Genomic DNA, 13,485 nt, shown 5'->3' on the forward strand with positions numbered 1-13,485 from the left:
GCCCTCAAACCTGAACTCACCCAGAGGTCCCATGCCCGAACGCGCGCCACTCGATGCCACCACCGCCCGCTGGCTGCCCTGGGTGGTGGCCATCGCCTTCTTCATGCAGTCCCTGGACGGCACCATCCTCAATACCGCCCTGCCGGCCATGGCCCAGGACCTGGCGGAAAACCCCCTGCGCATGCAGGGGGTGATCATCGCCTACATGCTCACTGTGGCCCTCTTGATCCCGGCCTCGGGCTGGATCGCCGACCGCTTCGGCACCAAGCGGATCTTCTTCGGCGCCATCTTGCTGTTCAGCATCGGTTCCCTGCTCTGCGCCCTGTCCAACACCCTGACCCAGCTGATTGGCGCCCGGGTGATCCAGGGTCTGGGCGGTGCGCTGATGCTGCCGGTGGGACGGCTGGTGGTGCTGCGTGCCTACCCGCGTTCGGAACTGGTGCGGATCATGGGCTTCATCACCATTCCCGGGCTTCTGGGGCCGCTGATCGGCCCGACCATGGGCGGCTGGATGGTGCAGTACCTGACCTGGCACTGGATCTTCCTGATCAACCTGCCGGTAGGCGCCGTTGGCTGCTATGCGGTGTGGCGTTTCATTCCCGACCTGCGCGGCAGCGAGCGCACACGCTTCGACAGCCTGGGCTTTGTGCTGTTCGGCGCGGCGATGGTGCTGATCACCATCGCCATGGAAGGCCTGGGGGAACTGCACCTGCCGCACTTGCGGGTGATGTTGCTGCTGTTCGGCGGGCTGGCCTGCCTGGCGGCCTACTGGCTGCGGGCCGTGCACACCGACAACCCGCTGTTCGCCCCGTCACTGTTCAAGGTGCGGACCTTTGCCGTGGGCATTCTGGGCAACCTGTTCGCCCGCCTGGGCAGCGGCGCCCTGCCGTTCCTGGTGCCCCTGCTGCTGCAAGTGGCCCTGGGCTATTCACCGTCCCAGGCGGGGATGAGCATGCTGCCCCTGGCGGCCGCGGCAATGCTGGCCAAATCCATCGCCCGGCCACTGATCGAGCGCCTGGGCTACCGCATCGTGCTCACCGGCAACACCCTGGCCCTGGGCATCATGCTGGCCAGCATGGGGCTGGTCAGCGAACAGACGCCCTACCCGCTGCTGCTGGGCATGCTGGCGGTGCTGGGGGCGATCAACTCGCTGCAGTTCACGGCGATGAACACCGTGACCCTGATCGACCTCGACGATGCCGCCGCCAGCAGCGGCAACAGCCTGCTGTCGGTGGTGGCGCAACTGTCCCTGAGCCTTGGGGTGGCCTGTGCCGGCGCGCTGCTGGGCGGCTTTACCGCTGAGTTGGGCAACGATGGCGTGGACACCGTGCTCGGCGCCTTCCAACTGACCTTCCTCACGGTAGGCATCATGGCGATGCTGGCGGCGGCGATCTTCCTCCAATTGTCGCCCACCGATGGCCGGCGCGCGCGCAAGCTCGAGGAGCAGCACATCGAACACTGAACCCACGCACCTCACCCCGTAGAAGCCGGCTTGCCGGCGAAGAGGCCCCCGGGCCCTGCGCCAACCTCGCGGCCGCTTTCGCTGGCAAGCCAGCGCCTACACAAAACCGCCCCTGCACGGCTGCTCGTCCAGAATTTGCAGGTTGTGGGAGCGGGACTGATACACTGCGCGACATTTTGTTTTGCAGGCCAGTCCCGTGACCACCATTGCCACCGCTTTTAATACTTTGCCCCTGTCTCCCGCCATGCTGGCTAACCTCGACTCCCTCGGTTATGCCCAGATGACGCCGATCCAGGCGCAGAGCTTGCCGGTGATCCTCAAGGGCATGGACCTGATCGCCCAGGCCAAGACCGGCAGCGGCAAGACCGCGGCCTTCGGCATCGGCCTGCTGAACCCGATCAACCCGCGCTACTTCGGCTGCCAGGCCCTGGTGATCTGCCCGACTCGCGAGCTGGCCGACCAGGTGGCCAAGGAAGTGCGCCGGCTGGCTCGCGCCGAAGACAACATCAAGGTCCTGACCCTGTGCGGCGGCGTGTCGTTCGGGCCACAGATCGCCTCCCTGGAGCACGGTGCGCATATCATCGTCGGCACCCCAGGGCGTATCCAGCAGCATCTGCGCAAGGGTTCGCTGGTGCTCGACGGCCTGAACACGCTGGTGCTCGACGAAGCCGACCGCATGCTCGACATGGGCTTCTACGACGCCATCGAAGACATCATCGAAAAGACCCCGTCGCGCCGCCAGACCCTGCTGTTCTCCGCCACGTACCCGGTGGGCATCAAGCAACTGGCGTCGAAATTCATGCGCGATCCGCAAACGGTGAAAGCCGAAGCGTTCCACGACGATACGCAGATCGAGCAGCGCTTCTACGAGATTTCACCGGAAGAGCGCATGAGCGCAGTGACCAAAGTCCTGCACCACTTCCGCCCGGCCTCCTGTGTGGCGTTCTGCTTCACCAAGCAGCAAGTGCAGGAAACCGTCGATCACCTGACCGCCAAAGGCATCTCCGCTGTCGGCCTGCACGGCGACCTGGAGCAGCGTGACCGCGATCAGGTGCTGGCGATGTTTGCCAACCGCAGCACATCGGTACTGGTCGCCACCGACGTTGCCGCCCGTGGCCTGGACATCGATGCGCTGGACATGGTGATCAACGTCGAGCTGGCCCGCGATTCGGAAATCCACATTCACCGCGTTGGCCGTACCGGTCGCGCTGGCGAGAAAGGCATCGCGGTCAGCCTCGTCGCACCGTCCGAAGCCCATCGCGCGCAAGCCATCGAACAACTGCAGAAAGCCCCGTTGAACTGGGATCAGGTCGATAACCTCAAGTCCCAGGGCGGCGCCCCGCTGCAGCCACCGATGAGCACGTTGTGCATCGCCGGCGGGCGCAAGGACAAGGTACGTCCGGGGGATATTCTCGGCGCACTGACCGGCGACGCCGGCATCCCGGGCGCCCAGGTCGGCAAGATCGCGATCTTCGACTTCCAGTCGTATGTGGCGGTTGAGCGCACCGTGGTCATGCAGGCGCTGCAGCGCCTGAACAACGGCAAGATCAAGGGCCGTTCGCTGCGCGTGCGCGTCCTCTAACCCCACTGCTTGACCTGTAGCCGCTGCCGCTGGGTCGTTCGCTCCTAATGAGGACACCGTTTTGCGTTCTACCGAAGTCGTGATCATTGGCGCCGGCGCCGCCGGCCTGATGTGCGCCCTGACCGCGGCCGGCCGGGGCCGCCAGGTGTTGCTGCTGGACCACGCCAACAAGGCCGGCAAGAAAATCCTGATGTCCGGCGGCGGTCGCTGCAATTTCACCAATATGTACACCGAGCCGGCCAACTTCCTGTCGCAGAACCCGCACTTCTGCAAATCGGCCCTGGCGCGCTACACCCAGTGGGATTTCATCGGCCTGGTGGCCAAGCACGGCGTGCCCTACCACGAGAAGAAACTCGGCCAGCTGTTCTGCGATAACAAGTCCAGCGACATCCTCGGCATGCTGCTCGACGAGTGCGATCAGGTCGGCGTGGAGCTGCGCCTGGACACCTCGATCCAGACCATCGAAAAGGTCGAAAGCGGCTACCTGCTCGACACCACCCTCGGCCAGGTTCAGTGCCAATCGCTGGTGATCGCCACCGGCGGGCTGTCGATCCCGACGCTGGGCGCCACCGGCTTCGGTTATCAGGTGGCCAAACAGTTCGGCCACGAACTGCTGCCGACCCGTGCCGGCCTGGTGCCGTTCACCATCACCGACCAGCTCAAGGAACTGTGCAGCGAGCTGTCGGGGACCTCGGTGGATTGCCTGGTGAGCTGCAACGACCAGAGCTTTCGCGAGAACATCCTGTTCACCCACCGCGGCCTCAGCGGCCCGGCGATCCTGCAGATTTCCTCCTACTGGCAGCCCGGCGACAGCGTCGAGATCAACCTGCTGCCGGACCACGACGCCCTGGGCTGGCTGCAACAGCAGCAGGCCGAGCGCCCCAACAGCGAGCTCAAGACCCTCCTGGGGGAGATCTTCACCAAGAAGATGGCCGGCCTGCTGGCCGACCACTGGTTCGTCTCCAAGCCGATGAAGCAGTACACCCCGGCGGAGCTGGCGGACGTGGCGCAGAAACTCGGCAGCTGGCAACTGGTACCGGCGGGCACCGAGGGCTACCGCACCGCCGAAGTGACCCTGGGCGGCGTCGACACCCGGGAAGTTTCGTCCAAGACCATGGAATCGCTGAAGAGCCCGGGGCTGTATTTCATCGGTGAAGTGCTGGACGTCACCGGCCACCTGGGCGGCTTCAACTTCCAGTGGGCCTGGGCCTCGGGCTACGCGGCGGCCCAATACGTCTGAGCCGCTGCGTCTCCCTGTAGCCGCTGCCGCAGGCTGCGAACGACCCGAAGGGGCGCGGCGATCCGATGTCCGCTGAGGTCCTGCGGACCTGTCGCAGCCTGCGGCAGCGGCTACAGGTGTCCGACCGGCAACGGCAACAGAATTTGCCGGCCGATGTGACGACGGCATTGCGCCGTCGTCAATACTGGCTCAATTTAGCTGCATCGCCCCGGAAGGCCTGCCCTACTCCATGTCCTCGACCTCTTTTCGCCAATCCCTGCGCCGCCTCTGGGCGCTGGATAAATTCAGCTACAGCGTGCGGGTGTTCATCGCCCTGACCGGCAGCATGGCGCTGTGCTGGTATCAGGATGAAATGGCCCTGCTGATCCCGCTGTTCCTCGGCATCATCGCCAGCGCCCTGGCGGAAACCGACGACAGCTGGCAAGGCCGGCTCAATTCCCTGGCCGTAACCCTGGTGTGCTTCAGCATTGCCGCGCTGTCGGTGGAACTGCTGTTCCCCTACCCCTGGATCTTCGCCATCGCCCTGGCCCTGGCCAGCTTCGGCCTGACCATGCTGGGGGCGCTGGGCGAACGCTATGGCGCCATCGCCTCGGCGACCCTGATCCTCTCGGTCTACACCATGATCGGCGTCGACCAGCGCGGCGGCGCGGTGATCGATTTCTGGCACGAGCCGCTGCTGCTGGTGGCCGGCGCCGCCTGGTACGGCCTGCTGTCGGTGCTGTGGCAGGCGCTGTTTTCCAACCAGCCGGTGCAGCAGAGCCTGGCCCGGCTGTTTCGCGAACTGGGTTACTACCTCAAGCTCAAGTCCTCGCTGTTCGAGCCCATCCGCCAGCTGGACGTGGAGGCCCGGCGCCTGGAACTGGCCAAGCAGAACGGCAAGGTGGTGGCGGCCCTCAACGTCGCCAAGGAAATCATCCTGCACCGGGTGGGCAACGGCCGGCCGGGGTCGAAGGTCAGCCGCTACCTGAAGCTGTACTTCCTGGCCCAGGACATTCACGAGCGCGCCAGCTCTTCCCACTACCCGTACAACGCCCTGACCGAGGCGTTTTTCCACAGCGACGTGCTGTTCCGCTGCCAGCGCCTGCTGCGCCAGCAGGGCAAGGCCTGCCGTGCCCTGGCCGAATCCATCCAGTTGCGCCAGCCGTTCGTCTATGACGCCACCTTCGCCGAGGCCCTGGGCGACCTACACGCTTCCCTGGAACACCTGCGGATCCAGAGCAACCCGGCCTGGCGCGGGCTGTTGCGCTCATTGCGAGCCCTGGCGGCCAACCTCGGCACCCTCGACCGCCTGCTCAGCGACGCCAGCAACCCCGACGCCCTGGCGGACGCCACCGACAGCAGCTTGCTGGACCGTTCGCCACGCAACTTCAAGGATGTCTGGACCCGCCTGCGCACCCAGCTGACGCCAACCTCGCTGCTGTTCCGCCATGCCCTGCGCCTGCCCCTGGCGCTGAGCATCGGCTACGGCATGGTGCATTTGATCCACCCTTCCCAGGGTTACTGGATCATCCTCACCACCCTGTTCGTCTGCCAGCCCAACTACGGCGCTACCCGGCGCAAGCTGGGCCAGCGGATCATCGGCACCGCCATCGGCCTGACCATTGCCTGGGCGCTGTTCGACCTGTTCCCCAGCCCCTTGGTGCAGTCGCTGTTCGCCATTGCCGCCGGGGTGGTGTTCTTCACCAACCGCACCACCCGCTACACCCTGGCCACGGCGGCCATCACCCTGATGGTGCTGTTCTGCTTCAACCAGGTGGGCGACGGTTATGGGCTGTTCCTGCCGCGGCTGTTCGATACCCTGTTGGGCAGCCTGATCGCCGGGCTGGCGGTGTTCCTGTTCCTGCCGGACTGGCAGGGCCGGCGCCTGAACAAGGTGCTGGCCAACACCCTGACCTGCAACAGCATCTACCTGCGCCAGATCATGCAGCAGTACGCCGCCGGCAAGAGCGACGACCTGGCCTACCGCCTGGCCCGGCGCAACGCCCACAACGCCGACGCCGCGCTGTCCACCACCCTGGCCAACATGCTCATGGAACCCGGGCATTTCCGTAAGGAAGCGGACGTGGGCTTCCGCTTCCTGGTGCTGTCCCACACCTTGCTCAGCTACCTCTCGGGCCTGGGCGCACACCGCGAGACCCGGCTGCCGGACGAGGTTCGCGAGCACTTGATCGAAGGCGCCGGGGTCAGCCTGGCGGCCAGCATCGACGAGATTGCCCAGGGTCTGGCCAACAAGACCCCGATCGATATCCAGAGCGATGCCGAAGAAGCCCTGGCCAATGAGCTGGAGCAGATGCCCGACGAGGTCGACGAAGGCCAGCGCCTGGTGCAGACCCAACTGGCGCTGATCTGCCGTCAGCTGGGCCCGTTGCGGACCATGGCGGCGCATCTGATCAAGGACACCAGCGACAACGCAAAACCGTAGGAGCCGGCTTGCCGGCGAAAGGGGCCGCACGACTCATGCACGGTCCGGAGTCGCTTTCGCTGGCAAGCCAGCTCCTGCATCTTCGGTTACATGCCGTGCTGGCGCAGCAGGCGGTCGTAGCTGCCGTCAGCTTTCATGGCAGCGATTTCCTTGTCGAACCTGGCCACGATCTGCGCATGCTCGGGGTTCTTCAGGCTGACCAGGATATGCAGGCTGTTCTCGCTCAGGGGCTTGGGCAGGAACTCCACCGCATTGCGTACCCGCGGTGACTCCCGGGCCAAGTAGTAGCGGGCCACGTATTCGTCCTCCAGGGTCAGCTTGACCCGATCCGCCGCCAGCATGCGCACCGCCATGGCGAAGTTGTGCACCGGCACCTTCTGCAGGTCGGGGTCATTGTCGAATTCGGGGGAATAGGCGTAGCCACGCACCACTGCCACCGGGTACTCATGCAGCTGCTTGAGGTTGCTGTATTCCAGCGGCGCGTCCTTGCGCTTGATGAAGCGCACGCGGTTGACCATGTATTCCGCGGAGAACTGCCCCAACTGGGTGCGCTCTTCGTTGTACCAGGCATTCACCAGCACGTCGTAGCGCCCCTCGCCGATGCCCAGCAGGGCCCGGGCCCAGGGCACCTGCTCGAATTCGCTGGAATAGCCGGCGCGGGACAGGGCGGTGCTGACAATGTCGGTGGCCACGCCGCCATTGACCAGGGTCGCGTCGGTAAAGGGTGGCCAGGCATCGGCGACCAGCCGCAGCCTTTCGGCAAAAGCGCTCTGGCCCAGCAACAGCAATCCGATCAAAGCCAAAGCTCGATGCAGTCGCAGCATGCTAATAGATCCTTAGCGGGCCCTGGGCCCAGCGCGTTCCAACCCATACCCCAGGGTCGCGGCCTGTGCGGCACAGGTCGGCCCAGCTCCTAACATTAGCTCATCAGAACCCATGCACAGGTCTTGAAAACAGATTACACAAAGAAGACAAATACCAGTGATCTCAGTAGTGGCATTTTGACCCATCTCACAGAAACAATCTCTGCGTGACAACCGGCAAGACATCCCGTGGCGATGTGCTTACTATTTCGCGCAGCACTCAATACAGGATATGAAGATGACCATCGAATGGGTCTGCAAACACCACACCGACCTGGGCAAGGAACAGTTGTACGCGATTCTGCAATTGCGCACCGAAGTCTTCGTGGTGGAACAGAAATGCCCTTATCAGGAAGTCGACGGCCGCGACCTTGAAGGCGATACCTGCCACCTGATGGCCTGGGACGGCGACCAGTTGCTGGCCTACCTGCGCCTGCTGGACCCGACTTCCCAGGGCGGCGACGTAGTCATCGGCCGCGTGGTCATCGCTGAACAGGCCCGTGGCCAGGGCCTGGGCCACACCCTGATGGAGCAGGCGCTGAAGCAGGCCGAGCGACACTGGCCGCAAACGCCGATCTACCTCTCGGCCCAGGCTCATCTGCAGGCCTATTACGGCCGCTACGGTTTCGTGGTGGCGGGCGAAGCATACCTGGAGGACGGTATTCCTCACATCGGCATGCGTCGCTCCTGAGCCTCAGGGATAGCCCAGCACGGCCTTGATCTGCCGGAGGTTGGGCTCGATCCAGCCCTTGTCGATGGCGCCCCAGTTGTGGATCCGGTAACGCCCGGCATGGTTGCGCGCGCCGTCCTGCTGCTCGAACTCGCAGAGGATGTCCAGGTCCGCCAGGGCCGCGATGGTGTCCTGGGCGGTGCGCCGCGGCATGCCGGTGACCTCGGTCAGCGCCGGCACGCTGCTGGCCAGGCCGCTGTCGATCAGGTACGCCACATACAGGCGGCGGTAGAAACTGCTCTTGGTCTTGCTCACATCCATCGCCCACTCCTTGCCTTCAGGGGTTAATCCGGCGCTCCCGCCTTGCCTTGCAGGTCGCGCCAGGTCAGGTAGACCCGCAGGTCGAACTCCAGCTGGTGATAGCCCGGCAGCATATGCTCGCAGAGCTTGTAGAACGCCTTGTTGTGATCCGACTCCTTGAAGTGGGCCAGCTCGTGCACCACGATCATCCGCAAGAATTCCGGCGCCGCCTCCTTGAACAGCGAAGCGATGCGGATCTCTTTCTTGGCCTTGAGCTTGCCGCCCTGCACCCGGGAAACCGTGGTATGCAGGCCCAGGGCACGGTGGGTCAGGTCCAGACGGTTGTCGAACAGCACCTTGTCGATGGCCGGCGCATTGCGCAGGTATTCCTGCTTGAGCTCCAGAGCGTAGCTGTACAGCGCCTTGTCGCTCTGTACGGCGTGCCGGCCCGGGTAACGCTGGCTCAGGTAGCCGCCCAGGCGCTGTTCATCGATCAACTGGCGCACTTGCTGCTGCAAGGCAACAGGATAGGCCTGGAGGTATTTGAGTGCGGTCATGAAGGGGCAACGCAGGGCATAAAAGGCGCCAGTGTAGCGAATTCAGGCCTGTAGCGCGCTCCAGTCAAAGGGCTGGGCAAACTGGCTGGCGATACTGGCGGTCAGCGGCCGAGCCACCAGGAAACCTTGCACATACTCGCAGCCATTGGCCTTGAGCCACTGGTATTGCTCGAGGGTTTCCACACCCTCGGCGATCACCAGCAGGTCGAACTGCTTGCACAGGTCGATCACGCAGCGGGCAATGGCGGCATCCCTTGGCGAGGTCAGCAGGCGGGCAATCAGGTGGCGATCGAGCTTGAGGGTGTCCAGTTGCAGGTCACGCAGGTAGGCCAGGCAACAACTGCCCGAGCCGAAGTCATCCAGGGCCACCCGCACCCCCAGCTGACGCAGGAGCTGCAACTGTTTGCGGGTGTCATCCAGGTTCTGGGTCAAGGCGGCCTCGGTAACCTCCACCTCCAGTTGGCGCGGTTGCAGGCCATGGCGCGACAGCACCTGGCGCAGCTCGGCCACCAGGTTGGGCATGTTGAACTGGGTGGCACTGAGGCTGACGCCCAGCACCAGGTCGGGGCTGAACACCTGCTCCCAGTCCTTGCGCTGGGCCGCGCCCTGTTGATAGATCCAACTGCCCAGGCGGCTGATCAGCCGTGCCTCCTCAAGCAGGGGCAGGAACAGCCCCGGAGGCACGTCGCCCACACTCGGATGACGCCAGCGCAGCAAGGCTTCGAAACCGCGCAGGCGCCCGTCGGCAATGGCCACCTGGGGCTGGTACACCAGGGTGAATTCCTTGCGCTCCACGGCGCTGCGCACGCTTTCCTCGAGCATCAGCCGCGAACGGGCGCGGCCATTCATCTCGTGATCGTAGTAGCGGTACTGCTGGCGGCCGGCGCGCTTGGCTTCGTACATGGCGATGTCCGCCGCCCGCAACAGGCCGTCCAGGTTGGAGCCGCAGTCGGGGTAGATGGCGATGCCGATACTCGCCCCCAGCACCACCTCCAGGCCATCGATCTGCTGGTTGATGGACAGGCGTTCGATCAGCTTCTCGGCGATCTTCGCCGCCTGCTCGGGGAAGCTCAGCTCCAGCAGCGCGGTGAATTCGTCGCCGCCCATGCGCCCGAGAATGTCGAAGGAGTGCAGGCAGTCCTTCAGTTGTTCGGAAACCCAGCGCAGCACCCGGTCGCCGGCGTCGTGCCCCAGGGAGTCGTTGACCCGCTTGAAGCCGTCGAGGTCCAGGTAGAGCAGGACCAGGGACTTTCCCGAGCGGTCGCTGCGCAGCAGGATGTTTTCCACCGTCTGATAGAAGCCGCGGCGGTTGAGCAGGCCGGTCAGCGGGTCGGTCACGGCCTGGTATTCCAGTTGCTGGTGCAGGTGACGCACTTCGGACATGTCCAGCAGGGTGACCACCATTGCTTTCTGGTCACTGGGCAAGGGCGCACAGGACAAGGCCACGCTGATCAACTGGCCGGGCACGGTGCGCATCTGAGCGTCGTGCAGGCGATAGGTTTCGCCCCGGCGATAACAGGCGTAGAGCTCGGAGCCGCTCCAGTCGGGAACGTGGGGCTTTTGCAGGTAGTCGAGAAAGGGCGAGCCTTCCAGTTCCTTGACCTGGGCATTGAGCAGGCGCGAGACCGCCGGATTGGCGAAACGCACGCACCCGCCCTCGTCCACCACCAGGATGCCCTCGGCAGCGTTGTCCAGCACCGAGGCATTGAAGGCCCGTGCCACCTCCAGGTCGTGGCTGAGGTGCTGCAGGGCCCGGCGGTTGCGCTGATGCTCCAGCAGGGCCTGGACCTTGGGCTTGAGAATCTGTGGGTCGAACGGCTTGAACAGGTAGTCCACGGCGCCACTGGCATAGCCCTTGATCACAGCGTCCTGAGACTGTTCGTTGGCGGTGAGAAAGATGATCGGGGTCAGCCGGGTACGTTGGCTGCCACGCATCAGGCGGGCGACTTCGAAACCATCCATGCCGGGCATCTGTACATCGAGCAACACCAGGTCCACTTCATGTTCGAGCAGCACGCCCAGGGCCTCGACCCCCGAGGCGGCGGTCATCACCTGCCAGTCCTGGCGCTGCAACAGAGCACGCATGCTGAGGAGGTTTTCAGGATAGTCATCGACGATCAGAAGAGTGGAGTGGCCTTCGGCTGCCTCTGGTTGCACGCATTCCATGCTGCTTCTCTTGTCTGTAATAAGACTGAACGGATTTAAAAACCCGGTAAAACCTGAGGTTTCACTCTAGACCCGGATCCTCAAAAGCAGAAGCAGTCAGCACGCCATCACTTCGCCAATGGCCGCAGCTCCCGACTAACGGTCACAGAGTTGCCGCATAAGAACCGGGATAGATGGCATTTCGACATTTTGCTGACGCCATATATCCGCCATACGGGCCTCGCCAAGCGCCGCTTCTGCGCTATAAAGACCCCCTAAGAAGCGCAGGCTAAAGCCTTCGGCCACCTGCATCAGTCATGCCTTGCGGAAAACCACCATGATCGACCTGGCAACCTGGAACCTCAGCGTTCCCGTCGGCAGCCCGCCGGCGACCATCGACACCCCGACACTGGTCAAGGGGTTCAAGGACCAGTACTTCCACTCCGATACCGGCACCCTGTTCTTCTGGTCGCCGGTGACCGGCTCGAAAACCGAGAACGCCATCTACCCGCGCACCGAGCTGCGCGAGACCTACTCCAATGGCACCTTGCGCAACTGGACCTACCCCGAAGCGGACAACCTGCTATACGCGACCCTGGCGGTGAACCAGGTGCCCTCCTCAGGCAAGATCGTCATCGGCCAGATCCACGCCTACAACAGCACCAAGCCGCTGGTGAAGGTCGAGTACCAGTACAAGGCCAGCAAGGGCAGCGGCAACATCGTTGCCAAGGTGCGCCTGCACCCGGACGACGAGGAAGGCCGTGTCATCACCATTGCCGAGAACGTGCCCATGGACCGGGAGTTTTCCTACCTGATCCACCTGAGCCCGGGCGGCGCCCTGGGCGTCAGCGCTGCCGGCTATCAGTGGGACAGCCAGTTGAGCGCGACCTGGCGCGACAAGCCGCTGTACTTCAAGGCCGGGGTTTATGTGCAGGACAACACCGGCTATACCAGCGAAGGCGGCAAGGTGACCTTTTCCAAGCTGGACATCGACCACAACAAGACCTGACCCCCCTCCCTGCGTAGGAGCTGGCTTGCCGGCGAAGGCGCCCTTGAGCCCGGCATCCGCCCAAAGGCGCTCTTCGCGGGCAAGCCAGCGCCTACGAAGGCAAGAGCTTCGAATACAAAAAAGCCCGCATCGCTGCGGGCTTCTTCGTTCGACGCTTAGGCTCAGTTGACCTTGGCGTTCAGCTCACCCTTGAGGTAACGCTGGAACATGGCTTCCAGGGAGATCGGCTTGATCTTCGAGGCGTTGCCGGCGGTGCCGAAGGCTTCGTAACGGGCGATGCAGACATCGCGCATGGCGGTCACGGTGGCGCCGAAGAACTTGCGCGGGTCGAACTCGCTGGGGTTGGTGGCCATCAGGCGGCGCATGGCACCAGTGGACGCCAGGCGCAGGTCGGTGTCGATGTTGACCTTGCGCACGCCGTACTTGATGCCTTCGACGATTTCTTCAACCGGCACGCCGTAGGTTTCCTTGATGTCGCCACCGTACTGGTTGATGATCGCCAGCCACTCTTGCGGCACCGAAGAGGAACCGTGCATCACCAGGTGAGTGTTGGGGATGCGCTTGTGGATTTCCTTGATACGGTCGATGGCCAGTACGTCGCCGGTAGGCGGCTTGGTGAACTTGTAGGCGCCGTGGCTGGTACCGATGGCGATGGCCAGGGCATCCACCTGGGTCTTCTTGACGAAGTCCGCGGCTTCTTCCGGGTCGGTCAGCATCTGGCTGTGGTCCAGCACGCCCTCGGCGCCAATACCGTCTTCTTCACCGGCCATGCCGGTTTCCAACGAACCCAGGCAGCCCAGTTCGCCTTCTACCGACACGCCGCAGGCGTGAGCCATGGCTACGGTTTGCTGGGTAACACGGACGTTGTATTCGTAGTCGGTCGGGGTCTTGCCGTCTTCACCGAGGGAGCCGTCCATCATCACCGAGGAAAAGCCCAGTTGGATGGAGCGCTGGCAGACGTCAGGGCTGGTGCCGTGGTCCTGGTGCATGCACACCGGGATATGCGGAAACTCTTCGATGGCAGCCAGAATCAGGTGACGCAGGAAAGGCGCGCCGGCGTATTTGCGGGCGCCGGCCGAAGCCTGGACGATCACCGGGGAGTCAGTCTTGTCAGCGGCTTCCATGATGGCGCGCATCTGCTCAAGGTTGTTGACGTTGAAAGCTGGAACGCCGTAGCCGAACTCGGCTGCGTGGTCCAGCATCTGGCGCATGCTGATGAGTGCCATTGTGTGTGT

General features: G+C 63.9%; 11 protein-coding genes. 6 read left to right on the forward strand and 5 right to left on the reverse strand.

Going from position 1 to position 13,485, the window contains the following annotated elements:
- Nucleotides 1-31: 31 nt before the first annotated feature.
- From mdtD to yccS, 4 genes are all read left to right on the forward strand, one after another.
- Nucleotides 32-1,462, forward strand: a complete 1,431-nt coding sequence (mdtD, locus tag KI242_RS29260) for a multidrug transporter subunit MdtD (RefSeq protein WP_015637327.1) — start codon at nt 32-34, stop codon at nt 1,460-1,462.
- A gap of 244 nt (nt 1,463-1,706) precedes the next feature.
- Entirely contained in the window at nt 1,707-3,044 is a 1,338-nt protein-coding gene (dbpA, locus tag KI242_RS29265) for an ATP-dependent RNA helicase DbpA (RefSeq protein ID WP_230493580.1), read from the forward strand.
- Nucleotides 3,045-3,105: 61 nt separating this feature from the next.
- Nucleotides 3,106-4,284 carry an NAD(P)/FAD-dependent oxidoreductase gene (locus tag KI242_RS29270; RefSeq protein WP_011063948.1) on the forward strand — a complete coding sequence of 393 codons (1,179 nt, stop codon included), beginning with the start codon at nt 3,106-3,108 and terminating at the stop codon, nt 4,282-4,284.
- A gap of 229 nt (nt 4,285-4,513) precedes the next feature.
- On the forward strand, nt 4,514-6,706 hold the full coding sequence (gene yccS, locus KI242_RS29275; protein ID WP_212805759.1) for a YccS family putative transporter: 2,193 nt from the start codon (nt 4,514-4,516) through the stop codon (nt 6,704-6,706).
- An 86-nt stretch (nt 6,707-6,792) separates the two neighbouring features.
- Here yccS and KI242_RS29280 read toward each other — a convergent pair whose 3' ends face one another.
- Nucleotides 6,793-7,530: a transporter substrate-binding domain-containing protein gene (locus KI242_RS29280; protein ID WP_011063950.1), complete on the reverse strand. Its 738-nt coding sequence runs from the start codon at nt 7,528-7,530 to the stop codon at nt 6,793-6,795.
- Nucleotides 7,531-7,807: 277 nt separating this feature from the next.
- On the opposite strand from KI242_RS29280, the gene KI242_RS29285 reads away from it, so the two are divergent.
- On the forward strand, nt 7,808-8,260 hold the full coding sequence (locus tag KI242_RS29285; RefSeq protein ID WP_212805760.1) for a GNAT family N-acetyltransferase: 453 nt from the start codon (nt 7,808-7,810) through the stop codon (nt 8,258-8,260).
- Between the two features lie 3 nt (nt 8,261-8,263).
- On the opposite strand, the gene KI242_RS29290 is transcribed toward KI242_RS29285, so the two are convergent.
- The 3 genes from KI242_RS29290 to KI242_RS29300 are packed head-to-tail and all read right to left on the reverse strand — an operon-like array spanning nt 8,264 to nt 11,262.
- Entirely contained in the window at nt 8,264-8,560 is a 297-nt protein-coding gene (locus KI242_RS29290; protein ID WP_011063952.1) for a winged helix-turn-helix domain-containing protein, read from the reverse strand.
- Nucleotides 8,561-8,583: 23 nt separating this feature from the next.
- Entirely contained in the window at nt 8,584-9,096 is a 513-nt protein-coding gene (locus KI242_RS29295; RefSeq protein WP_212805761.1) for a M48 family metallopeptidase, read from the reverse strand.
- 42 nt (nt 9,097-9,138) lie between these two features.
- A complete protein-coding gene (locus KI242_RS29300; protein ID WP_212805762.1) occupies nt 9,139-11,262 on the reverse strand; it encodes an EAL domain-containing protein in 2,124 nt (707 codons plus the stop codon).
- A gap of 316 nt (nt 11,263-11,578) precedes the next feature.
- On the opposite strand from KI242_RS29300, the gene KI242_RS29305 reads away from it, so the two are divergent.
- A complete protein-coding gene (locus KI242_RS29305; RefSeq protein ID WP_041120202.1) occupies nt 11,579-12,250 on the forward strand; it encodes a polysaccharide lyase family 7 protein in 672 nt (223 codons plus the stop codon).
- A gap of 161 nt (nt 12,251-12,411) precedes the next feature.
- Here the strand turns inward: KI242_RS29305 and fba are convergent, their stop codons facing one another.
- On the reverse strand, nt 12,412-13,476 hold the full coding sequence (gene fba / locus KI242_RS29310; RefSeq protein WP_003229012.1) for a class II fructose-bisphosphate aldolase: 1,065 nt from the start codon (nt 13,474-13,476) through the stop codon (nt 12,412-12,414).
- Between the last annotated feature and the right edge of the window lie 9 nt (nt 13,477-13,485).

Origin of the sequence: Pseudomonas sp. Eqa60 (assembly GCF_018326405.1) — a bacterium.
GTDB lineage: Bacteria > Pseudomonadota > Gammaproteobacteria > Pseudomonadales > Pseudomonadaceae > Aquipseudomonas > Aquipseudomonas protegens.